General features: G+C 73.2%; 22 protein-coding genes and 2 tRNA genes. 10 read left to right on the plus strand and 14 right to left on the minus strand.

What is annotated here, in order from left to right; all coding sequences use genetic code 11:
* Positions 1–143: 143 nt before the first annotated feature.
* A complete protein-coding gene (locus PKE99_RS00065; protein WP_037042333.1) occupies positions 144–1,187 on the plus strand; it encodes an HPP family protein in 1,044 nt (347 codons plus the stop codon).
* A gap of 171 nt (positions 1,188–1,358) precedes the next feature.
* On the opposite strand, the gene PKE99_RS00070 is transcribed toward PKE99_RS00065, so the two are convergent.
* A complete protein-coding gene (locus PKE99_RS00070; protein WP_037042623.1) occupies positions 1,359–2,015 on the minus strand; it encodes a TetR/AcrR family transcriptional regulator in 657 nt (218 codons plus the stop codon).
* Between the two features lie 125 nt (positions 2,016–2,140).
* Between PKE99_RS00070 and PKE99_RS00075 the strand changes: the two genes are divergently transcribed.
* Positions 2,141–3,058: an NADP-dependent oxidoreductase gene (locus tag PKE99_RS00075; protein ID WP_037042331.1), complete on the plus strand. Its 918-nt coding sequence runs from the start codon at positions 2,141–2,143 to the stop codon at positions 3,056–3,058.
* A gap of 55 nt (positions 3,059–3,113) precedes the next feature.
* Here PKE99_RS00075 and PKE99_RS00080 read toward each other — a convergent pair whose 3' ends face one another.
* The 5 genes from PKE99_RS00080 to PKE99_RS00100 form a co-directional block, all read right to left on the minus strand.
* The gene (locus PKE99_RS00080) at positions 3,114–3,530 is read right to left on the minus strand and encodes a hypothetical protein (RefSeq protein ID WP_037042329.1); all 417 of its coding nucleotides are present in this window, start codon (positions 3,528–3,530) and stop codon (positions 3,114–3,116) included.
* Between the two features lie 191 nt (positions 3,531–3,721).
* Positions 3,722–3,794, minus strand: a tRNA-Arg gene (locus tag PKE99_RS00085).
* 61 nt (positions 3,795–3,855) lie between these two features.
* Positions 3,856–3,945, minus strand: a tRNA-Ser gene (locus tag PKE99_RS00090).
* A gap of 89 nt (positions 3,946–4,034) precedes the next feature.
* Entirely contained in the window at positions 4,035–6,035 is a 2,001-nt protein-coding gene (locus PKE99_RS00095; protein WP_037042327.1) for an acetoacetate--CoA ligase, read from the minus strand.
* 66 nt (positions 6,036–6,101) lie between these two features.
* On the minus strand, positions 6,102–6,788 hold the full coding sequence (locus tag PKE99_RS00100) for a dienelactone hydrolase family protein (RefSeq protein ID WP_037042325.1): 687 nt from the start codon (positions 6,786–6,788) through the stop codon (positions 6,102–6,104).
* 60 nt (positions 6,789–6,848) lie between these two features.
* Between PKE99_RS00100 and hisC the strand changes: the two genes are divergently transcribed.
* Positions 6,849–7,895, plus strand: coding sequence for a histidinol-phosphate transaminase (hisC, locus tag PKE99_RS00105; protein ID WP_037042621.1), 1,047 nt, complete (start codon positions 6,849–6,851; stop codon positions 7,893–7,895).
* An 87-nt stretch (positions 7,896–7,982) separates the two neighbouring features.
* The gene (locus tag PKE99_RS00110; RefSeq protein WP_231498096.1) at positions 7,983–8,375 is read left to right on the plus strand and encodes a DUF4870 domain-containing protein; all 393 of its coding nucleotides are present in this window, start codon (positions 7,983–7,985) and stop codon (positions 8,373–8,375) included.
* Between the two features lie 79 nt (positions 8,376–8,454).
* Here PKE99_RS00110 and PKE99_RS00115 read toward each other — a convergent pair whose 3' ends face one another.
* Positions 8,455–8,727: a GlsB/YeaQ/YmgE family stress response membrane protein gene (locus tag PKE99_RS00115; RefSeq protein WP_037042323.1), complete on the minus strand. Its 273-nt coding sequence runs from the start codon at positions 8,725–8,727 to the stop codon at positions 8,455–8,457.
* 304 nt (positions 8,728–9,031) lie between these two features.
* Here PKE99_RS00115 and PKE99_RS00120 point away from each other — a divergent pair, with 304 nt between their 5' ends.
* On the plus strand, positions 9,032–9,304 hold the full coding sequence (locus PKE99_RS00120) for a GlsB/YeaQ/YmgE family stress response membrane protein (protein WP_037042322.1): 273 nt from the start codon (positions 9,032–9,034) through the stop codon (positions 9,302–9,304).
* An 83-nt stretch (positions 9,305–9,387) separates the two neighbouring features.
* Here PKE99_RS00120 and PKE99_RS00125 read toward each other — a convergent pair whose 3' ends face one another.
* Complete coding sequence (locus PKE99_RS00125; RefSeq protein ID WP_231498095.1) at positions 9,388–10,050, minus strand: response regulator transcription factor; 663 nt, start codon at positions 10,048–10,050, stop codon at positions 9,388–9,390.
* 310 nt (positions 10,051–10,360) lie between these two features.
* On the opposite strand from PKE99_RS00125, the gene PKE99_RS00130 reads away from it, so the two are divergent.
* On the plus strand, positions 10,361–11,743 hold the full coding sequence (locus PKE99_RS00130) for a glycoside hydrolase family 16 protein (protein WP_051736998.1): 1,383 nt from the start codon (positions 10,361–10,363) through the stop codon (positions 11,741–11,743).
* Positions 11,744–11,749: 6 nt separating this feature from the next.
* Here the strand turns inward: PKE99_RS00130 and PKE99_RS00135 are convergent, their stop codons facing one another.
* Both PKE99_RS00135 and PKE99_RS00140 read right to left on the minus strand, forming a co-directional pair.
* Positions 11,750–12,079: a hypothetical protein gene (locus PKE99_RS00135; RefSeq protein ID WP_037042319.1), complete on the minus strand. Its 330-nt coding sequence runs from the start codon at positions 12,077–12,079 to the stop codon at positions 11,750–11,752.
* Between the two features lie 144 nt (positions 12,080–12,223).
* Positions 12,224–12,793, minus strand: a complete 570-nt coding sequence (locus PKE99_RS00140) for an XRE family transcriptional regulator (RefSeq protein ID WP_197040514.1) — start codon at positions 12,791–12,793, stop codon at positions 12,224–12,226.
* A 59-nt stretch (positions 12,794–12,852) separates the two neighbouring features.
* On the opposite strand from PKE99_RS00140, the gene PKE99_RS00145 reads away from it, so the two are divergent.
* Positions 12,853–14,028: a benzoate/H(+) symporter BenE family transporter gene (locus PKE99_RS00145; RefSeq protein ID WP_037042611.1), complete on the plus strand. Its 1,176-nt coding sequence runs from the start codon at positions 12,853–12,855 to the stop codon at positions 14,026–14,028.
* A 15-nt stretch (positions 14,029–14,043) separates the two neighbouring features.
* Here the strand turns inward: PKE99_RS00145 and PKE99_RS00150 are convergent, their stop codons facing one another.
* The 4 genes from PKE99_RS00150 to mftG form a co-directional block, all read right to left on the minus strand.
* Positions 14,044–15,000: an MsnO8 family LLM class oxidoreductase gene (locus PKE99_RS00150; RefSeq protein WP_037042317.1), complete on the minus strand. Its 957-nt coding sequence runs from the start codon at positions 14,998–15,000 to the stop codon at positions 14,044–14,046.
* Between the two features lie 74 nt (positions 15,001–15,074).
* On the minus strand, positions 15,075–17,093 hold the full coding sequence (locus tag PKE99_RS00155; RefSeq protein WP_037042315.1) for a M3 family metallopeptidase: 2,019 nt from the start codon (positions 17,091–17,093) through the stop codon (positions 15,075–15,077).
* Between the two features lie 54 nt (positions 17,094–17,147).
* Positions 17,148–17,519, minus strand: a complete 372-nt coding sequence (locus tag PKE99_RS00160) for a hypothetical protein (protein WP_037042313.1) — start codon at positions 17,517–17,519, stop codon at positions 17,148–17,150.
* 78 nt (positions 17,520–17,597) lie between these two features.
* On the minus strand, positions 17,598–19,070 hold the full coding sequence (mftG, locus tag PKE99_RS00165) for a mycofactocin dehydrogenase MftG (RefSeq protein WP_037042311.1): 1,473 nt from the start codon (positions 19,068–19,070) through the stop codon (positions 17,598–17,600).
* Between the two features lie 18 nt (positions 19,071–19,088).
* On the opposite strand from mftG, the gene PKE99_RS00170 reads away from it, so the two are divergent.
* The 3 genes from PKE99_RS00170 (at position 19,089) to PKE99_RS00180 (ending at position 23,249) form a co-directional block, all read left to right on the plus strand.
* Positions 19,089–20,360 carry a M18 family aminopeptidase gene (locus PKE99_RS00170; RefSeq protein WP_231498094.1) on the plus strand — a complete coding sequence of 424 codons (1,272 nt, stop codon included), beginning with the start codon at positions 19,089–19,091 and terminating at the stop codon, positions 20,358–20,360.
* 101 nt (positions 20,361–20,461) lie between these two features.
* On the plus strand, positions 20,462–21,793 hold the full coding sequence (locus tag PKE99_RS00175; protein ID WP_037042307.1) for an MFS transporter: 1,332 nt from the start codon (positions 20,462–20,464) through the stop codon (positions 21,791–21,793).
* Positions 21,794–21,833: 40 nt separating this feature from the next.
* Positions 21,834–23,249: an amidase gene (locus tag PKE99_RS00180; protein ID WP_037042609.1), complete on the plus strand. Its 1,416-nt coding sequence runs from the start codon at positions 21,834–21,836 to the stop codon at positions 23,247–23,249.
* Positions 23,250–23,453: the final 204 nt, after the last annotated feature.

Here is a 23,453-nt window from a genome sequence, read left to right on the forward strand (position 1 = left end):
TGTCGGGCGGGGCCGGTCGGACGGGACGGTCCGGGCCGGTTCGATGGTGAGCTGCGATGTCATCTCTCCGTAACATCGGATCCCCGTCGCCGTCCGGCCGACGGCACGGACGGGGCAGCACGAACGGGCAGGGCGGTGCACGAGTGGGTCGAGTCGGTCGCTTCCGCCCGATCCTCGCCGGAGCCACCCTCCGCGACCGGATGTTCGCTTGCGGCGGGGCGCTCGCCGCGCTCTGCGTCACCGCACTGCTCGGGGCGATCGTCGTGGGGCACACGGCGGCCCTCCCGTACCTCGTGGCGCCGATCGGCGCGTCGGCCGTGCTCGTGTTCGCGGTTCCCGCGAGCCCCCTCGCGCAGCCGTGGTCGGTCGTGGGCGGCAACGTGCTGTCGACGCTGGTCGGGCTCGGCGTGCTGGCCCTCGTCGACGACCCGTTCCTCGCCTCCGGCCTCGCCGTGGCCGGGGCGATCGCGGTGATGTCGCTGCTCCGCTGCCTGCACCCGCCCGGCGGGGCGGCCGCGCTGATGACGGTGATCGGCGGCAACGTGATCGCGGGCGCCGGCCCTCTGTTCGCCTTCGTCCCGGTCGGTCTGAACTCGGTCGTCCTCGTCACGCTCGGGTGGCTGTTCCACCGCTTCACCGGCCACGCCTATCCGCACCGGACGCGGCGGGCCGATCCCGCGGAGCGCCGCAGCCGCTTCCGCGCCGAGGACGTGGACCGCGCCCTGGACGAGGTCGGCGAGGCGTTCGACATCAGCCGCGAGGACCTCGGGCTCCTGCTCCGCGAGGTCGAGACCCAGGCCCTCGTCCGGCGGCACGGCGAGCCCACCGCGGGCGACGTGATGTCGCGCGAGGTCGTGCGGGTGGAGGTGCACGACACCGCGGACACCGCGCGGGCCCTGCTGCTCGCGCACGACGTACGCACCCTGCCGGTGCTCGCCGCCGACGAGACGGTGGTCGGGACGGTCGGGCTCCGCGAGCTCGTCCGCCCCGGCGCCTGCGTCGGCGAGCTGGCCTCGCCGCCCCTGACGGCCCCCGCGGACCTGCCCGCGCTGGCGCTGAGCCGCGCCCTCACCGACGGGCGCGCCCACGCCGCCGTGATCGTCGACGCGGCCGGGCGGCTGCGCGGGATGGTGACCCAGACGGACCTGATCGTGGCGCTCTGCCGCGCCCTGACCGACCCGGTGTGAGAGCGCGACCCCCGGTGCCCGCGAGTACCCCGACGTCGATAGAGGTGGCCCGGCTGACGCCGAAGGCCGCTGCGAGTTGCTCGACCGCTCGGCCGACGGCGAGAGCGGCTCGGGCCGTGGCAACCTGTTCGGGTCGAGCTTGCCGGGCCGGTCCGGCCGCTGCGCTGGGCCTCAGTCGACATCCTCGTGTACGCCGGCAGCAGGGGGCATCGCGAAGGTCTGGACGTGGTCGATGGCTGCCTGTAGGGCGTTTTTCAGCGGAGCGATGTCGCGGGCGACCTGGGCCAGGAGCATGCCGCCCTGGAAGGCGGAGAGCAGGAGATAGGCCAGTCGGGTGGGATCCGCGTCGTTGCTGATGCGGCCGGACTTCTGCATCCGTTCGAGTCCATCTCGGAAGATGTCTCTCCACTGCTCGAACGCGTTCGCGAGTTCCGTGCGAACGTCGAGGTCGGTCTTGATGATCTCGCTGGCGAGCGACCCGAGGCTGCAGCCTTCCTGGTAGGAGCGCTCGTAGGCGATGTAGTAGCCCGCCCATTCCCGAAGCGAGTCGAGGCTGTCGAAGTGGGTGAACCGCTCACTGCGATGGAACGTGAGGACGCGCTCGGCCTGCCACTCGATGACCGCGAGGACAAGGCTCTCCTTGGTCGGGAAGTAGTGGTTGAGCTGTGACCCGCTGACGCCGGCCGCGCGACGGAGCTGTTCGTTGTTCGTCGCGTGGACGCCCTTGGTGTAGATCAGCTCCGCGGCGTGCTCGAGGATGCGGGCTCGGGTCGCCTGCCCCTTGGCCGTGAGCTTCTGCGGCACCCGGGCTTCCGTGGCGGCGTCCATGACCCACACGATAACCCAGATTGGGCTTGACAGCCCACATCGTGCCGTGTTGACTCCCATCAGTGGGCTAACGAGCCCAAAAAAGCGGCGCACGGAGCCGGCGCCCATGAGATGTGGAGGCACCCATGAAGGCGATCGTCGCGATGGATCAGGCAGCGGAAGCGGCCGGGATCACGCTCGCGGAGCGGCCCGAGCCGAAGCCGGCGATCAACGACGTCGTCGTTGAAGTCCATGCGTCGGGCTTCGTCCCCGCAGAGTGGGAGTGGCCCTCGACGTGGGTCGATCGCTCGGGTCACGATCGCGTCCCGGCGATCATCGGCCATGAGTTCGCGGGAGTGGTCTCATCCCTCGGCTACGGCACGACGGGACTCTCGCTGGGGCAGCGGGTGTTCGGGATCACGGACTGGCACCGCGACGGAACGCTGGCCGAGTACGCGGCGGTGGAGGCACGCAACCTTGCGCCGCTGCCGGGGAACGTCGACTTCACGGTGGGTGCGAGCCTGCCGATCTCCGGCCTGACCGCGTGGCAGGGCCTGTTCCAGCACGGTCGTCTTCGGGCGGGGCAGAGCGTCCTCGCACACGGCGCCGCGGGCGCGGTCGGATCTGTGGTGACCCAGCTCGCCCGGGAGTTCGGCGCCTACGTCATCGGTACCGGTCGGGCGGCGGACCGCCAGGCGGCGCTCGACTTCGGCGCGAACGAGTTCCTCGCCCTCGATCACGAGGATCTCGACGACATCGGCAGGGTCGACCTGGTCTTCGATGTCATCGGCGGTGAGATCCAAAGGCGCTCGGCGAGCATCATCCGGCCCGGCGGGACACTGGTGTCGGTGGTCGGACCTGTCGAGACTCGCCCTGTCGACGCCTTGGCGGTCGACTTCGTCGTCGAGTCCGTTCCGAGTCAGCTGGTGGAGATCGTCGACCGGGTACGAGATGGGCGGCTTCGCACGCACGTCGGAACCGTCGCGACCCTCGACGAGGCCATCCCCGCGCTCAACCCGACAGAGCGGCGCAAGGGCAAGACCGTCATTCGCGTGCGCCCCTGAGCGTCGCGCGGGCGGCTCATGTCCGGCGATGCGGAGAACCGCCACATTCGGTCGGTCAGCTCAGCGCCGAGCAGGGCCAGACGAGCGGCGCAGTCGTGGCGGCGGGCTCGGAGCAGCCCGACCGTCGGGACGTCGATAGCACCCGGCGCATTTGGTAGCTCTCGCCGTACTTGAGCAGCATCCCCGTCCGCAGTTCGGACGTAATTCCCATCCAGCCGGACGGTGCCTGCGCTGAGATCCAGGTCCTCGGGTCGATCTCATGCTGGGTCATCCAGCGGTCCAGAAGCGCCCCGACGGTCGCGCGGGTGCGAGCCACCTCGAGGTCGTCGGCATCGGCCAGCAGGCGCGTACGGAGCTTCTCAGCCTCCTTCTGGGCCGCCCGCTCCGAGCGGGCGTTGCCCGGCTGCTCGATCGGGACGCTGTCCGTGAGGATGATCCGCTCGCCGGTGCTGGGATCCTCGCCGGTCGACACGCGTACCTGGAACCTGTGCGCATCCGGCGGATGCTGCCCCGTCGCCGCGACTTCGGCGGCTCCTCCACGGCGGCCACAGGCTGGAAGCGAGCAACGCTTGTGGATCAGACCGTGGATCGTGATCCACTTCGACGCCCTGGAACGAGTCGGGCCCCGACCAAATTAACTGGTCAGGGCCCGGTTCCTTGCTGTGCGCCCGAAGGGATTCGAACCCCTAACCTTCTGATCCGTAGTCAGATGCTCTATCCGTTGAGCTACGGGCGCGTGTACCGCATTCAGTTGTACTACATGCCGTGTCCGACCCGAGAGTCGGCCCACGCCAGCGCGGAGGCTCCGGGATTTGAACCCGGGATGGGGGGTGACCCCAAACCGCATTAGCAGTGCGGCGCCATAGACCAGACTAGGCGAAGCCTCCCGGGGCCTCTCGGCCTCCAGCGGGTCCAAGAGTACACACGGCCCGGAGGGGGTTCGCACCCCACCCCGGGTCCGCGTGCCGGGGGCCCGTCAGCCGGGCGTCTCGGCCAGGTCGAGGAAGGGCCCGAGGGCGTCCGGGTTCTGCAGCGCGCCCTTGCTCACGGCCTTGTCCGGGCTGACGCCGGCGAGGATCTTCTTGACCGGGACCTCGCACTTCTTGCCGTTCAGGGTGCGCGGCACGGCGTCGACGAGCACGAACCGGTCCGGCACGTGCCGGGGCGAGAGCTCGCTGCGCAGGGCCTTGCGCAGCCGCGGCTCGACGTCGTCCAGCGACGCCCCCGGGGCCAGCACGAGGAAGCACAGCAGCGCCCCCTCCTCCTTCGCGCCCAACGCCGTGGTGTCGATCACAAGGGAGTCGGCGACCTCCTCGAAGCCCTCGACCACGGCGTAGAAGTCCGCGGTGCCCATCCGGACCCCGCCGCGGTTCAGGGTGGAGTCCGAGCGGCCGTAGATCACGAAGGAGCCGCGCGGGGTGGCCCGCACCCAGTCCCCGTGCCGCCAGATCCCCGGGTACATCTCGTAGTACGCCTCGCGCAGCCGGCTGCCGTCCGGGTCGTTCCAGAACATCACCGGCATGGACGGCATGGGCTGGGTGATGACCAGCTCGCCGACCTCGACCGGATCAGCGCTGACGAGATCTTCGCCACGCTCGTCGAACGAGTGCACGTCGGCGCCCAGCGCGGCGACCGACAGCTCGCCCAACCACACGGGCACGGTGGGCGCCGAGGCCACGAACGCCGCGCAGACGTCCGTGCCGCCGGACACCGAGCAGATCTGGATGTGCTCGCCGCAGGCCTCGGCGATCCAGCGGAAGCCCTCGACGGACAGCGGGGAGCCGGTGGAGCCCAGGGCCCGCATCCGGGACAGGTCGTGGGAGTCCCGCGGCCGCAGGCCCTTCTTCAGACAGGACTGCACGAACGGTGCCGACACCCCGAAGACCGTGACGCCGTGCTTCTCCGCCAGCGCCCACAGCGCATCCAGGTCGGGGTAGCCCGGGTTGCCGTCGAACAGCAGGATCGTCGACCCGACGAGCAGGCCGCCGACCAGGAAGTTCCACATCATCCAGCCGGTGGTGGTGAACCAGAAGAAGGTCTCCCCCGGACCCAGGTCGTTCTGCAGCCGCATGGCCTTCAGGTGCTCGAGCACGATCCCGCCGTGGCTGTGCACGATGCCCTTGGGCAGCCCCGTGGTGCCCGACGAGTAGAGCACCCACAGCGGGTGGTCGAAGGGCACCGCCTCGAACTCCAGTGGGCCCGCCTCGGCGGTGAACTCCGCCCAGGGCGTGGTGCCCTCCAGCGTCGCCTCAGGGTCGAGATAGGGCACCAGCACGGTCTGCCGCACGGTCGGCAGCTGCTCCTGCAGCGCCGCGACGGTCTTCCGGATGTCGAAGGCCTTACCGTTGTAGCGGTAGCCGTCGACCGCCAGCAGGACCACCGGCTCGATCTGGGCGAAGCGGTCGTGCACGGCCCGCGCGCCGAAGTCCGGCGAGCAGGAGGACCACACCGCGCCCAACGACGCCGCCGCGAGGAACGTGACCAACGTCTCGACCGAGTTCGGGGCCAGGGCCACCACCCGGTCACCCTTGGCGACGCCCGCGGCGACCAGCCCGGCGCGGGCGCGGGCGACCTGGTCGCGCAGCTCGGCGTGGGTCACCGTGCGCTCCAGCCCGTCCTCGCGGGCGAACACCACGGCGGTGTCGGCGTCCTCCCGGCCCGGCCCCGGGGTGAGCGCGTGCTCGGCGTAGTTCAGCGTGGCGCCCGGGAACCACTCCGCGCCCGGCATCTCCCGCGAGCCCAGCACGGCCGTCGGCCGGTCCCGGAAGATCACCCCGAGGAACTCGGCGGCCGCGGCCCAGAAGCCCTCCAGGTCGCGGACCGACCAGGCGTGCAGCGCGGCGTAGTCGGTGTCCGAGCCCAGCTCGACGCCCTTGTGCTCCTGCACCCACCGGGCGAACTCCGCGATGGCGGTGCGACCTGCCTGCTCCGGCGACGGGGACCAGAGGACCTCGGGGACGTCGACGTCGAGAGTCATGGCGTCATCGTCGCCGACGCCGTGCGTCCCGGGCCACCCCCGGAGGACGGGGTGGTGACGCGCCTCTCAGCGCAGGTGGGAGTCGAACCAATTCAGCATCCGCTGCCACGCGTCGGCAGCGGTGGCCGGGTCGTCGTCGAAGCGGTGGCCGGAGCCCGGGTAGGTCACCAGGTCCGTGGCGACCTCGGACTCGCGGGCGGCGTCGAGCAGCCGGTCGAGCTCCGCCTTGTCGTCCCGGTCGCCGTAGATGCCGAGCCACGGGCAGGTCAGGCCGGGCGCGGCGGACACCAGCGCGGGGAGCGGACCCACCGGCTCGTCGATCCCGCCGCCGGCCACCGTGACCGCGGCGCCCAGGGTCCGCCGGGCCGCCACCAGCAGCGCCACGCTGCCGCCCAGGTCGAAGCCGATCACGCCCATCTGGTCCGGGGCGACCTCGTGATCCGCCAGCCAGCCGAACGCGGTGTCGGTGTCGGCCATGACCTGCTCGCCGTCCAGCCGGGCGACGTGGTCGGCGACCTGCTCCTCCGCGCCGTCGAGCTCGTCCGCCCCGTCGCGGTGGTAGAGGTGCGGCGCGACGACCAGCCAGCCGTCGCCGGCGATCCCCTCGACGAGCCGGCGCACCGTGTCGGTGACCCCGCGCGCCTCGTGCAGCACGACGATCCCGCCGCGGGCCGTGCCCTCGGGTTCCGCGACCGTGAGGCGCAGGTCGGAGCCGTCGACCAGGGGCACCGCCTCGGTGCGGATCTCGCTCATGTGGACAGCCTTCCACGACTGCGGGGCACGCCGGGGACGGGGCGGGCTACCGTGACGCACATGACGCCGATCCGCCCCGACCTGGACTCCCTGCCCGCCTACGTCCCGGGCCGGGCGATCCCCGGGGCGATCAAGCTGGCGAGCAACGAGGTCGCGCTGGCGCCGACCGCGCCGGTCCTGGCGGCGATCGCCGAGGCCGCGGCGGCCGGCAACCGGTACCCGGACCTCGCCGTCGTCGGGCTGAGCGAGCGGCTCGCCTCGGAGCTCGACGTCACACCGGACCGGATCGCGGTCGGCTGCGGCTCGGTCAGCCTCTGCCAGCAGCTCGTGCAGATCACCTGCCGGGAGACCACGGACGAGGTCGTCTACGCCTGGCGGTCCTTCGAGGCCTACCCGATCGTGACCCAGATCGGGAACGCCCGCGCCGTCACCGTGCCGCTCGACGGCGACTTCCGGCACGACCTCGAGGCCATGGCCGCCGCCGTCACCCCGCACACCCGGCTCGTGTTCGTCTGCAGCCCGAACAACCCCACCGGCACGGTCGTGCACCGCGCGGAGTTCGCGCGGTTCATGGACGCGGTGGGCCCGGACGTCGTCGTGGCGCTCGACGAGGCCTACCACGAGTACGTCACCGACCCCGAGGCCGTCGACGGGCTGCCGCTGATCGACCGCTACCCGAACCTCGTGGTGCTGCGGACCTTCTCCAAGGCCTACCGGCTCGCGGGGCTGCGGGTCGGCTACGCCGTCACCGCGCCGGAGATCGCGACCGCGCTGAAGAAGGTGTGCGCCCCGTTCAGCGTCAGCACCGTGGCCCAGGCGGGCGCGATCGCCGCCCTCGACCACGCCACCGAGCTGCTGGCGGCGTGCAAGGAGGCCGTGGGCGAGCGGGTCCGGGTGCGCGAGGCCCTGCTCGCGGCCGGCTACACCGTGCCGCACACCCAGTCGAACTTCGTGTGGGTCTCGCTCGGCGAGCGGACCGCGGACTTCGCGGCGCACTGCCTGGAGCACAAGGTCGTGGTCCGGCCGTTCCACCCGGACGGGGTCCGGGTCACGGTCACCACCCCGGAGGAGGACGACCGATTCCTCGAGGCGGCCCGCAGCTTCTGACCCGGGCCGGATCCCGGGGTCCTTCGACCCGGTATCTCCGGGCATTTCCCCGATGTCCGGGCCGCTGCACGGGTGTTCACTGCGGATATGAGCAACTCGCCGTACGAGTACACCGGCCACCAGTCCGGGGACGCCCCGCTCGTGCCGCGCGACGACGAGCGCAACTGGGCCATGGCCGCGCACGTTCTCAGCTTCGTGTCCGCCTGGTTCGCGCTCGGCCTGTTCGCGCCGCTGATCGTGCTCCTGGTGAAGGGCGGCGACTCGGCCTACGTGCGCCGGCACTCGGTCGAGTCGCTGAACTTCCAGATCAACGCCCTGGTGTGGACGGTCGTGTTCGGTCTGCTGATCTTCGTGGGGATCGGGCTCGTCCTGCTGCCGCTCTACGGGGTGTTCTACGTCGCCTGCGTGGTGCTGGGCACGGTCCGGGCCTCGCAGGGCGTCGACTTCCGCTACCCGCTCACCCTGCGCCTCGTGCACTGACCCGCGCACGCGGACGGGCCCGGACCGTGGTGGTCCGGGCCCGTCGCCTGTGCGTGCGGTGGGAGTGGTGCGTTCTCGGTCAGTGTCGTGCGCCGCGCCTCGCCCAGAGGTTCGAGACGAGCACCACCAGGATCACCGCCACGACGATCTGGAAGATCGTCTCCCAGAAGTTCCAGCCCGACGTCCGCAGGTTCAGGGCCCGCGCGATGAACGTGCCGATGAACGCGCCCACGAGGCCGACGATGATCGTCAGCCAGATCGGGATGTTCTGCTTGCCGGGCACGAGCAGGCGGGCCACGGCGCCGATGATGAGCCCGAACACGATCGCGGTGATGATGCCGGTGACGGTCATGGAACTCTCCCGACTTCGTTGCAGGGCCACCCCCGCGGTCGCCCCCCAGGGCGTCTGCCTAGCACAGCGCAGCGACCACGGCCTGCCGGAAGGGCGGTCGGGACCGAAGCGTTATCTCTCGTTCCGTCGCAGGTCAGGAGTACACCCGGACGGATGACCACGGTCGGCCCAGCGGCCGCGCCGGAGGACCCGAACGGGACGAATATCGTCACCGTCCGTTTACGGCCGTCGATCACCGGGCACCCGCACCTCGACCACATCGGACACGCTCCGGAAGAACCCGGCGCGATCGTGAGGAGGAACAATGGGCGTCATCGGTTGGATCGTCGTCGGGCTCATCGTCGGTGCCCTTGCCAAGCTGATCATGCCGGGCAAGGACCCGGGCGGGATCATCGTCACCTGCATCATCGGCATCGTGGGCGGCCTGCTCGGCGGCTGGATCAGCTCGGCCCTCTTCGGCGTCGACACGGGAAGCTTCTTCGACCTGCGCACCTGGGTGATCGCCCTGATCGGATCTCTGGTGCTGCTCGGTATCTACCGGCTCATCGTCGGCCGCCGTTCGCGCAGCCACGCATAACGCGAGCCGCCGCACTGCACACGAACGGCGCCCGCCCGGAGAACCCGGGGACGGGCGCCGTCGTGTGTGCGGCCCCGGCCTGCTCAGCCCTCGAGCACGTACCCGGCCCCGCGGACCGTGCGGATCCGCTCGGGGCCGATCTTGCGGCGCAGGTAGGAGATGTAGACCTGGACGAGGTTCGGCGAGGCCGGCTCCGACCACACCTGGTTCGCCAGCTCCTCGTGCGACACCGTGGCCCCCGGTTCCGTGAGCAGGGCTGTGAGCAGCGAGAACTCGGTGGGCGACAACGACACCGGGCTGCCGTCGACGGTCACCTCGCCGAGCTCGGTGTCGACCACCAGCTCGCCGCGGCGGATCAGCGTGTGCCCGAGCGCGCCGGTCAGCCGCAGCCGCAGCCGGATCCGCGCGGACAGCTCGTCGACGGAGAACGGGCGCAGGACGTAGTCGTCCCGGTCGCTGCGCAGCTGGGCGATCACCGCGTTGCGGCGCTCACGCGGGGTGAGCACGACCACGGGCACGCTCGGCGACTCGGCGTGCACCGCCGCGAGGACGGCGGCGTGCTCGGGTCCGGGCAGGTCGACGTCGAGCACCAGGAGGGCGGGAGGGGCGGCGCGGATCGTGTCGAGGACGGCGATGCCGTCGCCGGCGAGATCGGCGCGCATCCCCTCCGCACGGAGGGAGCGCAGCACCGACGCCGACGCGGCGGTCGGGGGCAGCGCCACGAGGACGGGGGCGTACGGGGGCACGGAGGCTCGAGCCGTCGCCTGCGACGGCACGAACACGGACGCACCCCCCGGGGGAGCAGCGGGGAGCATCACGGACAGCTTGGCGTGAAAGCCCCACGATCACAATCCGTCAACGGTTCGAACGGCGTGTGCCGGACCGACGAGCGGCTCTCCCTGAGAGGGAGGCTGCTCCGAACGGAGCAGTCTCTCCGGGGATCCCGGGGAGAACGGGGCGCTCCGGCGCCTCACGGCGACCTGTCGGCGCGCTGAGGCAACCCCGGCTCTCAGCTTCGCCCGGTCGGTACGGCGTTGCTCCATATGGTCATCGATCATGCGACGGAAACCCTCCGCCGCGGAGGACCGGCTCGACCCCCGCGAGCTGGTCGCCCGACTCTCCGCGGAGCACGGCTCCCCCACCGGCCGACCGGGCCGTCCCACCCGTCGGCGGCACGCTGCCGGCGCCACGGCCACGATCCCCACGCCGCGCTCCGCCGACGACCCGGCCTCCGACCCCGACTCCCCGGACCTCGCGGACTCCCCGCGCGAGCCCGCGTTGCTGACGCACACGTCGTCGCTGCCCCCGGTCCGGCTCGACCCCGAGGGTGCCGGGCCACCGCCGATCAGCCCGATGACGGGGATGCCGGTCATCACGGCCGCCGACATCATCGCGGGCCCGGGCACGGGTGAGCTCGCCGACGGCACCGGGGCCGCGGACGACACCGACATCGAGCGGGAGGCCCCCGAGCCCCGCCGCGGCCGGCGCCGCGCCCCGCGCTCGGCCCTGCGCCGGTGGGCCCCGGTCACCGTCGGCACCGCCGCGGTCCTCGTCGCGGCCGCGGTCGCCCTGCTGCTGCGCCCGGTCTCGGACGAAGGGCCGGACCTGTCCGCGTCGCTGACCTCGTCGGACACGGCCCAGGGCACGCCCGACGCACCCTCGACCGGCGTGGCCGCCATCCCGGCCCCCGGCGCGCTGAGCCAGGCGGTGGACTCAGCGCGCGAGCACGCCACGACCACCACGCGCCCGCCGGCCGCGGCCGCGAACCCGGCGACCGGCACGGCCCGGGCGCGCGGCCCGGTCTCCGGCGGGGACGGCTCGACGGCGGCCGGCCGCCTGGGCTGGACGCCGATCGGCGGCGACGAGTTCTCCGGCGGCCTCGGCAAGTGGGGCCTCTACGACGGCGCGGGGCACGGCGGCAACGGCCGGCGCACCCCCGACGCGGTCTCCACCTCGGGCGGCGTCCTCACCATCCGCGGCGACTCGAACGGCAACACCGGCGGCATGGCGTACAACGAGAGCCGCCAGTACGGCCGGTACGAGATGCGCGCCAAGTTCCCGGCGGGCGACTCGCAGTACCACCCGGTGCTGATCCTCTGGCCGAGCGACATCGAGTGGCCGCGCGGCGGCGAGGTCGACTTCGCGGAGACCGACAGCGCGTCGGGCGGCGTGTCCTTCTTCCTGCACTACGGCGCGGACAACAACCAGAAGTCCGCGAACCGGAAGATCGACATCACCCAGTGGCACAACTACGCCGTGGAGTGGACGCCGAACGGGATCACCGGCTACCTCGACGGGCAGCAGTGGTTCTCCAGCACCGATCCGGGCACGCTCCCGCCGGGGAAGATGCACCCGACGATCCAGCTCGACTACTTCCCGGACGGCGGCTCCCCGCGCCCGAGCGAGATGCAGGTCGACTGGCTGCGCATCTACTCCTGAGCCGGGTCACTGCCGGCGGATCAGCCGGACCACGTCGTCGACGCGCGGCTCCAGCAGCGCCCACCCGTCACGGAGGAGCTCCAGGGGCCGCCCGTCGGCGAGCTGCCAGATCACGGCCCCCGCCGTGAGTGCGGCCAGTGCGACCAGGACCAGCAGCAGCCGCCCGAAGCGGGCCCGGCGCAGGCGGCGCCGGCGCCGGGCGGCCGACTCGGCCCAGGTCCGGGGGCCGGTGGCGCGCCTCGATGCCCGGGTGGCACGGTGCGCCGGCCCCTGCGGCGGACGCCGCACGGGGATGCGGGCGGTCGGACCGTCGGTCCAGGTCGGCTGCAGGCTCATGGGTCGATCCATCCGGCGGCGGGTCGGTCATCACTCTGTCGAGCAGATGTCTGTCCGCGTTAACCGTCGGACTGGGCCGAACGGGCGTTCCTGCTCACCCGTTCCACCTACGGTGACCGGTCTGTTCCGCTCCGTGCGACTGCGCTACGTGGGGTAGCGGATCAGCAGCGAGGCGTGCACGTCCTCCGGTCCGACGGCGGCGTATCCGTGAGGAGCGTCGGCGGCCCACTCGAGATACCCGCCGGGCCCGGCGAGGCTTGGCGCGTCGAGCCGGCCGGCGCGGAGCTCGCCGGCGAACACCGTCGCGTGCTCGGTGACCCCGGGGTGGTGGGCCGGCGAGACCTGCTCGGCTCCGGCGGGGATCCGCATCCGGTAGAGCTCGTAGGTGGCCGGGCCGTCGTCGAACACCCGCAACAGCTCCATGTCGACCGCCGCACCGCGGATCCGGGGGCTGCCGCCGCCCGCGACGAGCGCGGTCAGGGCCACCCCGAGCGCGGCGGCCACCGCGTGCAGCGTGTCCAGGGTGGGGTTGCGGGTGCCGGCCTCGAGCCCGGAGAGCGTGGCCTTGCCGACCGACGCGCGGCGGGCCAGCTCGGACAGCGACATCCCCCGTTCGGTGCGCAGCGCCCGCACGCGCGGGCCGACGTGCGCGGCACCGCCGGGGAGGGCCGGCGCGGCGCCGATCCCCGGCTCCCTTGCCGCCGTCGCGTCCACGCGGTTATGGTCCCATCCCGGCGGCCGTTCCGTAAACGGAACGGCCGGGAGGAGGCGTGGTGCGCGCGATCGCACGACCGGTGCTGGCCGGGGTGGTCACGGCGATCGTCGGCTTCGGCGGCTCGTTCACCGTGGTGCTCACCGGGCTCCGGGCGGCGGGCGCGTCCGAGGCGCAGGCGGCGTCGGGCCTGCTGGCGGTCGCGGTGGGGTCCGGGATCGTCGCGCTGGTCCTGGGCCTGCGCACCCGCATGCCGGTGAGCATCGCCTGGTCGACGCCGGGGGCGGCGCTGCTGATCTCGTCCGGCGTCCCGGAGGGCGGCTTCCCGGCGGCGGTGGGCGCGTTCCTGCTGTGCGGGGTACTGATCGTCGTCGCCGGGCTGGTGCGCCCGCTCGGCCGGCTCATCGCCGCGATCCCCGGCCCCATCGCGGCCGCGATGCTCGCCGGGGTGCTGCTGGACCTCTGCCTCGCGCCCGTCCGCGCCCTGCACGACGTTCCGCTGCTGGCCGCGCCCGTGATCGTCGTCTGGGCGCTGGTGGCGCGGTTCGCCCGGCAGTGGGCGGTGCCGGCCGCGCTGGTGGTGGCGATCGCGGGCATCGCGCTCACCGGGCCGGGCCTCGGCGGGATCGACCTCGCGCCGCGGCTGGAGTGGACCACGCCGGTGTTCACGCCGTCGGCGTTGATCGGGATCGGGCTGCCGCTGTTCCTGGTCACCATGGCCTCGCAGAACGTGCCGGGCATGGCGGTGATGGCGCAGTACGGCTTCGTGCCGCGGCTGCGCGGGATCCTCGTCGCGACCGGCCTGGCGACCCTCGGCGCCGCCCCCTTCGGCGGCCATGCGGTCAATCTCGCGGCGATCAGCGCGGCACTGGCCGCCGGGCCCGACGCCGACCCCGACCCGGACCGGCGCTGGATCGCCTCGGTCACGGCCGGGCTCGGCCTGGCGGTGCTGGGCCTCGGCGCCGGGCTGGCCACCGCGCTGCTCCTGCTCTCCCCGCCGGTGCTGGTCGAGGCGGTCGCGGGGCTCGCCCTGCTGGGCGCGCTCGCCGGGGCCGTGACCTCGGCCGTCGCGCAGCCCGACGACCGGGAGGCGGCGATCGTGACGTTCGTGGTCACCGCCGCCGGGGTGTCCTTCCTCGGCCTGGGCTCGGCGTTCTGGGGTCTGCTCGCGGGTGGCGCGATGCTGCTCCTGCACCGCCGCCGCACCCCCCGACCCGTGAGCGGCAACCGCCCCTAGAGGGTCAGTCGCCGCTCACCACCCCTGCTGACCTGCGATTTCGGTGAGCAGGGCCGCGAGCCGGGCGTCGGACTCGGCGAGGGCGACGCGGTCGAAGGTCGAGGAGCTGACCAGCAGCTCGTCGGCGCCGGTGCGGGTGAGCAGCGCGTCGAGCCGGGCGGCGACCGTCGCCTCGTCGCCGACGATCGTGCGCCGCAGCGCGCCCTCGACCGTGGTCCGCTGCCGCTCGGTCAGCGGCCGGTCCGGGTCGGGCGGCTCCAGCGGCGGGAACTCGCCGGTGCTGCGTGCGGCGGCCAGGGCCCAGGCCTCGGGCAGGGCGAGATCCGGGTCGCCGACGAGGAGGTCGAGCGACACGACCACGTACGCCCGCTCGCCGGCCCGGTCGCGGTAGTCGGCGAGGGCCTCGGCTCCGGCCGGGGTGTCGTCGAGCACCGGGCCGCCGACGACGACGGGCAGCCCCAGGTCCCCGGCCACCGCCATCCCCTTGCCCGTGGCCAGCACGAACAGCGGGACCGGTGCGTCGAGCCGCGGGCGGGCGGTGACGGGCCCGCTGCCGTCGAGGTAGGCGCGGAGCTCGTCGAGGTCCTCGCGGAACGTGTCGGTCCCGTCGGTCCGCAGCGCCCGCCGGACGGGTGCGGTGAAGCCGAGCGAGCGCCCGACGCCGAGATCGACCCGGCCGGGGTGCAGCGCCGCGAGCACCCCGACCTGCTCCGCGACGACCAGCGGCTGGTGGTTGGGCAGCATCACCCCACCCGACCCCACCCGGATCCGCTCGGTCGCGGCCGCGACGGCGGCCATGAGCACGGTCGGCGCCCCCGAACCGATGCCGGGGACGGCGTGGTGCTCGGCTACCCAGAACCGGTGGTAGCCGAGCTGCTCGGCCCGGCGAGCCCGCTCCACGGTGTGCCGCACCGCCGCGGAGTCCGGCTCACCCGCGCGGGTCCGCGACCGGTCCAGCAACGAGAGACGCACACCCCGTCCAACACGGCGCGAGTCGGCAGTATTCGGTCACCGAGTCGGTCGCGTGAGAGTGCCGGCTCGCGGGATCAGGTGAGGTTGCGGCGCTCCAGGAGCGGGCGGATCTCGGGGTCGCGGCCGCGGAAGGCGCGGTAGGCCGCCATGGCGTCGACGCTACCGCCCCTGGACAGCAGCTCCCGGCGGAAGTGGTCGCCGTTCTCCCGGCGCAGGCCGCCGTTCTCGGCGAACCACTCGACGGTGTCCGCGTCGAGGACCTCGGACCAGATGTAGGAGTAGTAGCCGGCCGAGTACCCGCCCGCGAAGACGTGGTTGAAGTAGGTGCTGCGGTAGCGCGGCGGCACGAGCGGGTGCGCGATCCCGGCCTTGCGCAGCGCCTCGGCCTCGAAGGCCAGCACGTCCTCGACGGTGTCGTCGACGCTGAGCGTGTGCCAGGCCTGGTCCAGCAGCGAGGCCGCCAGGTACTCCGTGGTCCGGTAGCCCTCGCCGTAGGCCCGGCTGGCCAGCAGCTTCTCCAGCAGCTCGGGCGGCAGCGGCTCGCCGGTCTCGTGGTGCCGGGCGTACCGACGGAGGATCTCCGGGCGCTCCAGCCACATCTCGTTGACCTGCGACGGGAACTCGACGAAGTCCCGAGGTACGGACGTCCCGGAGAAGGTGGGGTACCGGACGGCCGAGAACAGCCCGTGCAGCGCGTGCCCGAACTCGTGGAAGAGGGTGCGGACCTCGTCGATCGTCAGCAGCGTGGGCTCGCCCTCGGCCGGCTTGGCGATGTTCAGCGTGTTCATCACGACGGGCCGGGTGCCGAGCAGCCCGGCCTGCGGGACCAGGGCGTTCATCCAGGCGCCGCCGCGCTTGGACTCGCGGGCGTAGTAGTCGCCGCCGTAGAGGCCGAGCGGGGTGCCGTCGGCGTCGAAGACCTCCCAGTACCGGACGTCCGGGTGGTAGGTCGGCAGGTCGTGGCGCTCGTGGAACTGGATCCCGTACAGCTCCTCGGCCGCGTGGAAGACGCCGTGCTGCAGCACCCGCTCCAGCTCCAGGTACGGGCGCAGCAGGGCCGCGTCGACCTCGTACCGCTCCCGGCGGACCCGCTCGGCGTAGAACGCCCAGTCCCACGGCTCGAGCGCGTGCCCGGCGATCGCGGCGAGGTCGGCGGCCTCCGTGTCGGCGTTGCGCATCGCGGGCGGGGCGAGGTCGGCCAGCATGGCGGCGACGGCGTCGACCGAGGCGGCGGTGTTGTCGTCGATGACGTAGGCGGCGTGGCTCGGGAAGCCCAGCAGCCGCGCCCGCTCCGCACGCAGCGCCGCGAGCCGCAGGACGACGTCCCGGGTGTCGTTCTCGTCGCCCTGCGCGCCGCGCCCGATCGACGCCTCGAAGATCTCGCGCCGCAGCTCCCGGTCGGTGAGCGACTCGAGCACGGGCTGCCCGGTCGGCAGCACGAGGGTGATCAGGAAGCCGCTGCCGTGGCCCCGGTCCTTCGCGGCGGCCGCCGCGGCGGAGATCGCGCCCGGGGACATCCCGTCGAGTTTCGCGGGGTCGTGGACGTGCACGGCCGCCGCGTTGGCCCCGGCGAGCAGCCGGCCGCTGAAGGTCGTGGACAGCGAGGACAGCTCGGCGTTGATCGCGCTGAGCCGCTCCTTGTCGGCCTCGCCCAGCTCGGCCCCGGCCCGGACCGCGTCCCGGTGGTGGCGCTCGAGCAGCCGCAGCGACTCCGGGTCGAGGCCCAGCTCCCCACGCTTCCCGTGCAGCTCGGCGATCCGCGCGAACAGCCGCGGATCCAGGGCGATCGCGTCGGCGTGCGCGGCGAGCATCGGCGCGACCGCGGCCCGCACCTCCTCGATCTTCGGGGTCGTGTGCGCGCCGGCGCGGCTGAAGAACACCCGCGAGACCCGGTCGAGCGTGCGGCCCGAGAGCTCGAGCGCCTCGATGGTGTCGGCGAAGGTCGGCGGACCCGAGTCCAGGATCGCGTCCACCTCGGCCCGCTGCTCCGCCATCCCCGCCTCGAACGCCGGCAGGTAGTCCTCGTCGGTGATCGCCGCGAAGTCCGGGAGGCCGTAGGGCAGCTCGCTGGGCACGAGGAAGGGGTTCGCCATCCCCTCACGCTAGCCCGGGCCGAGGTGTCGGAGCGCCGCACGCGCGGCGGGGGGTCACCAGAGCGACTGGACCACCACGCCGTCGTGCAGGGTGGAGACCTTGTTGCGCTTGCTCCACTCCATGAAGGCCGGGAGGTCCACCCAGTCCTGGATCGCCAGCCGCCAGTGCTCGGGCACCCCGGCGGGGCCCTGGTAGATCTCGTGCAGGACGAAGATCGTGTTCCCGGTCGGCGACGAGTTCGGGTCGACCGGGTCGGACAGCTCGGGCCCCTTCGAGATCTCGTAGGAGAGCAGCGCCTCCTCGCCCTCCCGCGGGTGCCCCGTCATGAACTCCGCGTGGCTGGCGAAGATCCGGTCGCCCTCCGCGACCTCGTCCGGGCCGACCGTCCACATGACGACGATGTTCGTCCTGCCCGTCTCCGACATCGGTGTCCTCCTCGGGGTCGGCCCCGCCCCGGCGGCGGGACGCCCACCCGGGATACGCGCACCGACCCACCGCGGGCACTACGTACTTGTGCGTACCGGCCCCGCCAGCAGGTCCGCCGCCCGCTCCCCGACCATCACCGCGGTCGCGGCGGGCCCGCGCCGCGGCACGGCCGGGAGCACCGAGGTGTCCGCGACCCGCAGGTTCCCAAACCCGTGCACGCGCAGGTCGGGATCGACCACGCGGCCGAGGGCGGCGCTGCCGCAGAGGTGCACCGAGGTGGTCAGGACGTCCCGGATCCAGCCGTCGAGCCGCACGTCGTTGCCCAGCACCCAGCCCTCGGGTGCGGCGCGGTCGAGGTCCGCGACCCGCAGCAGGTCCGCCGCGACCCGGACGGCGGCCCGCAGCCGTCGTCGATCGGCCTCCGTGCGCAGGTAGCGGTAGTCGAGCAGCGGCGGGGCGAGCGGGTCGGCGGAGGTGATCGTGAGGTCGCCGTGGCTCTCGGGGCGCTGCAGGGCGCACATGAGGTGCACGTCGCCGCCCTCGCTGAACGGCCGCGCGAACAGCAGGACCTCCAGGTCGCCGGCCGGGTCGGAGCCCGAGTCGAGGTTCAGCGCCGCCTGCCCGGCGACGGCGTCGGGGTGCGGCGGCGGGCCCGGCCACCGGAAGGGCAGGTAGACGCTGGGGTGGTCGGACCACCCCTGCCCGACGGGCAGCTCCGCCCGCAGCGGGACGCCGGCCTGCTGCAGCACCGGCGCCGGCCCGATCCCGCTGTGCAGCAGCAGGTGCGGCGAGCCGACGGCCCCGGCCGCCAGCACTACCTCGCCGGCCCGGATCGTCCCCGCCGTCGTCTCGACGCCGAGGGCCCGGTCGCCCGCGAGAAGCACCCGCAGGGCTCGGACGTCCGGGCGCACGGTCAGCGTCGGCGCCTCCGGCGCCGCGCCCCAGGGCGGCGGGAGGTACGCCGTCGCGGTGCTGATCCGCACGCCCTCCGCCGCGTTCGACGGGATCGGTCCCGCCCCGGGCGGCCCGCCCGCGTTCTTGTCCGGCTCCGCCGGATAACCCAGCGTGGAGCAGGCCGCGAGGAAGACCGGCGTGACCGGGGCCAGCAGCCGTCCCGCCGGCCGGCGCACCCGCAGCGGACCGGCCGAGCCGTGCCGCGGCCCGTCGACGTCGAGGTCGGCCTCCGAGCGCCGGTAGTACGGGAGGACGTCGTCGAAGGACCAGCCGGGGACCGCCCAGTCGGCGAAGTCCTGCGGCACGGCCCGCACGAAGTACGACCCGTTGATCGCCGACGAGCCGCCGACCACGCGCCCGCGCGGCACCGAGACCATCCGCCCGCGCACCAGCCGGGCGGTGTACTCCCAGTTCAGCGGGTGTCCGGGCGCGGTGGCGGCGAGCGAGGCGGCACTGGTGACGTCGGGCAGCCGGGAGGCCGGGCCCGCCTCGACCAGGCAGACGGAGCGGTCGCCACGCTCGGCGAGCCGCCCGGCCAGCGCGCACCCGGCCGAGCCCGCGCCGACCACCACCACGTCGTACCCGGGGTCGGTCACGGTGCGAGGATGCCGCACGTGAGCCCCCGGGACAGCAGTGCCGCGCGCGACCTCGCCGACTTCGTCTCCGCCTCCCCCACCCCGTACCACGCAGTGGCCGAGTCCGTCCGCAGGTTGCGCGAGTCGGGCTTCACCGAGCAGGTCGAGACGGAGGACTGGGACGCCTCGCCCGGCGGGCGCTTCCTGGTGCGGGACGGCACGCTGCTGGCCTGGCACGTCGGCGACGGCGCCCGGCCCGGCTCGCCGCTGCGGATCTTCGCCGCGCACACCGACTCCCCCACGCTGAAGGTGAAGCCGCGCCCGGACACCGGGGCCGCGGGCTGGCGGCAGGTCGCGGTCGAGGTCTACGGCGGCGCGCTGTGGAACTCCTGGCTGGACCGCGACCTCGGACTGGCGGGCCGCCTGGCGCTGTTCGACGGGACCGTGGTGCCGGTGAACGTCGACCGCCCGCTGCTGCGCGTGCCGCAGCTGGCGATCCACCTGGACCGGCAGGTCAACCAGGGCCTCACCCTCGACTCCCAGCAGCACCTGCTGCCGGTCTGGGGCATCGGCGACGTCCGGGAGGGCGACCTCGTCGAGTTCCTCGCCGCCGAGGTGGGGATCGACCCGCGGCAGGTCGCGGCGCACGACCTCGTGGTCCACGACCTCACCCCGCCCGCCCGGCTCGGCCGCGAGGGCGAGCTGCTCGCCTGCCCGCGGCTGGACAACCTCGCGTCGGTGCACGCCGGGCTGGCGGCCCTGCTCGCGGCGTCGCGCTCCAACACCGGCGTGATCCCGGTGTTCGTCGGCTTCGACCACGAGGAGATCGGCAGCGGCACGGCGACCGGCGCGGCGGGCCCGCTGCTGGAGACCCTGCTGACCCGGCTCGCCGGCGGGTTCGACGCCCGGGCGCGCGCGTTCGCCGCGTCGCGCTGCCTCTCGGTGGACGTCACCCACGCGGCGCACCCCAACTACCTGGAGCGACACGACCCGGGGCACCGCAGCATCCCCAACGGCGGGCCGACGCTCAAGGTCAACGCCAACCAGCGCTACGCCACGGACGCTCCGGGCGCCGCCGCCTGGCAGCGGGCCTGCCGCGGCGCCGGCGTCCCCACCCAGTACTTCGTCGGGAAGAACACCGTGCCCTGCGGGACCACGGTGGGGCCGATCGTGGCGACCCGGCTCGGGATCCGGACCGTCGACGTCGGCATCCCGGTGCTGTCCATGCACTCGGCGCGCGAGCTGTGCGGCGTCGACGACCCCGGGCACCTCGCCGCGGCGGGCGCAGCCTTCCTCGCAGACCCGTCATAACGGGCTTACGGGACTCCTGTCACGCTTCCGTTTGACGCCGCACCTACGTGGGGTCACCGTCGGGCCGTCTATCCGCGACGACGACGACGGGGAGCAGACCGATGACCGGCACCACGGATTCTCGCGACGACGAGGCGATCCAACGGTCCCAGCGGCGGCGGGCGGTGGTCGCCTCGACCGTCGGCACGACCATCGAGTGGTACGACTTCTTCCTCTACGGGACGGCGGCCGCGCTCGTCTTCCCCAAGCTCTTCTTCCCGGGTCAGGACCCGTACGTCGGGATCCTGCTCGCCTTCGGCACGCAGTTCGCCGGCTTCGCGGCGCGGCCGATCGGCGCGGCGATCTTCGGTCACTACGGCGACCGGATCGGCCGCAAGTCCACCCTGATCATCACGTTGCTGCTGATGGGGATCGGGACGGCGCTGATCGGCGTGCTGCCGTCGTACGCCGCGATCGGCATCGCCGCACCCCTCCTGCTGACGATCCTGCGGATCGTGCAGGGCGTCGCGGTCGGCGGCGAGTGGGGCGGGTCGGTGCTCCTCGCCATGGAGTGGGGCCACGCCAAGCAGCGCGGGTTCATGGCCAGCTGGCCGCAGCTCGGCGTCCCGCTCGGCCTGCTCCTGTCCACCGGCCTGGTGCAGCTGATGTCCTCGACCACCGGCCCGGCCTTCCTCACCTGGGGCTGGCGGGTGCCGTTCCTGGTGAGCGTGGTGCTGGTCGGCGTCGGGCTGTACGTCCGGCTCCGGGTCCTGGAGAGCCCGGAGTTCGCGGCGGTCAAGGCGAAGCAGACCGTCGTGAAGATGCCGATCATCGACGCCTTCCGCACCCAGTGGCGGGAGATCCTGAGCTCGGCCTTCGTGCGGCTCTCCGAGCAGGCGCCCTTCTACCTGTTCATCACGTTCGTGCTCAGCTACGGCACCCAGCAACTGCAGCTGGCCCGGGGTTCGCTGCTCAACGCCACGCTCATCGCCGCCGCGATCGGCCTGTTCAGCGTGCCCTTCTTCGGCTGGCTGTCGGACCGCATCGGCCGGCGGACCATGTACGGCATCGGCATCGTGTGCACCGCGCTGTTCGCCTTCCCGTACTTCGGCCTGCTGAACACCCGCGTCGGTGTGCTGGTGCTGCTGGCGATCGTGCTGTCGCTGGTCTTCCACGACATGCAGTACGGCCCGCAGGCCGCGCTCATCGCCGAGAGCTTCGGCACCAACATCCGCTACAGCGGCGCGGGCCTGGGCTACCAGCTCGCCTCGGTGATCGCGGGCGGGCCCGCCCCGCTGATCGCGGCGTACATCCTCAAGAACACCGGCTCCAGTACGGGGATCTCCTGGTACATCGTCATCTGCTGCGTCATCGCGATGATCGCGCTCCTGGTGATGCCGAGACGCTCGCTGACGGACGAGCGGTCGGTGCGGGCCGCCGTCACGCAGGGGTAGGACCGGGCCCGCCCGCGTCCCGGCGATACGGTCCGTGGTCGTGACGGACGTCTGCTTCGAGACCGCCCGCGGCATGGCGGCAGCGCTGCGCCGCATGGAGATCTCGGCGCGCGAGCTGGTCGGGGCCCATCTCGACCGGATCGGGTCCTGCAACGGGGCGGTCAACGCCGTCGTCACGCTGGTCGCGGAGCGTGCCCTCGCCGAGGCCGCGGCGGCCGACGAGCGGCTCGCGGCGGGCGAGCCGGTCGGGCCGCTGCACGGCCTCCCGATGGCGCACAAGGACACGCACGCCACGGCCGGGATCCGCACCACGAAGGGTTCGCCGATCCTGGCCGACGACGTCCCGGTGGAGGACGAGCTCGTGATCGAGCGGATCCGGGCCGCCGGGGCGATCACGCTCGGCAAGACCAACGTGCCGGAGTTCGCCGTCGGCTCGCACACCTTCAACCCCCTCTTCGGCGCCACCCGCAACCCCTACGACCTGGGCCGCAGCGCGGGCGGCAGCTCCGGCGGCGCCGCCGCGGCGCTGGCCACGGGCATGCACCCGCTGGCCGACGGCAGCGACACGGGCGGGTCGCTGCGCAACCCGGCCTCGTTCTGCAACGTCGTCGGGCTGCGGCCGGCGCCCGGCCGCGTGCCGTCGCACCCCGTCGAGCTGGCCTACTCCACCCTCAATGTGCAGGGGCCCATGGCGCGGACGGTCTCCGACGTCGCGCTCCTGCTGTCCGTGATGGCTGGGCCGGACCCGCGCAGTCCGATCGCAATCGAGGAGCGGGGGTCGGTGTTCGACGCGCCGCTCGAGCGGGACCTGACCGGGCTGCGGGTGGCGTGGTCCCCGGACCTCGGCGGCTCGATCCCGGTCGACGCGGCCGTGAGGGCGGCGCTCGAGCCGCAGGTCCGGGTGTTCGAGGAGCTCGGCGCCACGGTGGAGCGGGCCGACCCGGACCTGCGCGGGGCGGACGAGGTGTTCCGCACCCTGCGGGCCTGGAGCTTCGCGGTGTCGATGGGCCCGCTGCTGGCCCGGCACCGGGACCGGATGAAGGCGACGCTCGTCGGCAACATCGAGGAGGGGCGGCGGCTGACCGGCGCGGACGTGGCGCGCGCCGAGATCCTGCACTCCGCCCTGTTCCAGCGGATGCGGCGGTTCTACGAGCGGTACGACGTGCTCGCGCTCCCGGTCTCGCAGGTGCCCCCGTTCCCGGTGGAGATGGAGTACCCGACCGAGATCGCGGGCGTCGCCCAGGGCTCCTACCTCGACTGGATGCGCTCGGCCTACCTGATCTCGGCCTTCGGCCACCCGGCGATCTCGGTGCCCGCCGGTTTCACCCCCGACGGGCTGCCGGTCGGGTTGCAGCTGGTCGGCGCGCACCGCGGGGAGGCCGGCCTGCTGCAGGTCGCGCACGCCTTCGAGCAGGCCACCCGCGTCGGCGAGCGCCGGCCGCCGCTGGTCGCCTGACGTGCGTCGCCCCCGGCACCCAGGGGGTGCCGGGGGCGGCGAGATTCGCGTCAGCTCCCCCTGACGCGGTGGCTTCGAGCTCGTGACCAGCATGAACCCGAGATGGAGCCGACACCAGGTGGGTAATGTGCGTACACAAGATTGAGGATGCGGGCGCTAGGGTGGCCCTCCGATCCACGGGGGGACAGCATGTTGATCACCACG

Origin of the sequence: Pseudonocardia halophobica, assembly GCF_027922425.1 — a bacterium.
Taxonomy (GTDB): Bacteria; Actinomycetota; Actinomycetes; order Mycobacteriales; family Pseudonocardiaceae; genus Pseudonocardia; species Pseudonocardia halophobica.

Bases quoted from the DNA above. Each gene is read 5' to 3' on its own strand.
- PKE99_RS00155 (WP_037042315.1), bottom strand. From the start codon at position 17,093: ATGGCGAACCCCTTCCTCGTGCCCAGCGAGCTGCCCTACGGCCTCCCG.
- PKE99_RS00070 (WP_037042623.1), bottom strand. From the start codon at position 2,015: ATGGACGCCGCCACGGAAGCCCGGGTGCCGCAGAAGCTCACGGCCAAG.
- PKE99_RS00175 (WP_037042307.1), top strand. From the start codon at position 20,462: ATGACCGGCACCACGGATTCTCGCGACGACGAGGCGATCCAACGGTCC.
- PKE99_RS00135 (WP_037042319.1), bottom strand. From the start codon at position 12,079: ATGAGCCTGCAGCCGACCTGGACCGACGGTCCGACCGCCCGCATCCCC.
- PKE99_RS00110 (WP_231498096.1), top strand. From the start codon at position 7,983: ATGAGCAACTCGCCGTACGAGTACACCGGCCACCAGTCCGGGGACGCC.
- PKE99_RS00115 (WP_037042323.1), bottom strand. From the start codon at position 8,727: ATGACCGTCACCGGCATCATCACCGCGATCGTGTTCGGGCTCATCATC.
- PKE99_RS00095 (WP_037042327.1), bottom strand. From the start codon at position 6,035: ATGACTCTCGACGTCGACGTCCCCGAGGTCCTCTGGTCCCCGTCGCCG.
- hisC (WP_037042621.1), top strand. From the start codon at position 6,849: ATGACGCCGATCCGCCCCGACCTGGACTCCCTGCCCGCCTACGTCCCG.
- PKE99_RS00160 (WP_037042313.1), bottom strand. From the start codon at position 17,519: ATGTCGGAGACGGGCAGGACGAACATCGTCGTCATGTGGACGGTCGGC.
- PKE99_RS00130 (WP_051736998.1), top strand. From the start codon at position 10,361: ATGCGACGGAAACCCTCCGCCGCGGAGGACCGGCTCGACCCCCGCGAG.
- PKE99_RS00100 (WP_037042325.1), bottom strand. From the start codon at position 6,788: ATGAGCGAGATCCGCACCGAGGCGGTGCCCCTGGTCGACGGCTCCGAC.
- PKE99_RS00075 (WP_037042331.1), top strand. From the start codon at position 2,141: ATGAAGGCGATCGTCGCGATGGATCAGGCAGCGGAAGCGGCCGGGATC.
- PKE99_RS00120 (WP_037042322.1), top strand. From the start codon at position 9,032: ATGGGCGTCATCGGTTGGATCGTCGTCGGGCTCATCGTCGGTGCCCTT.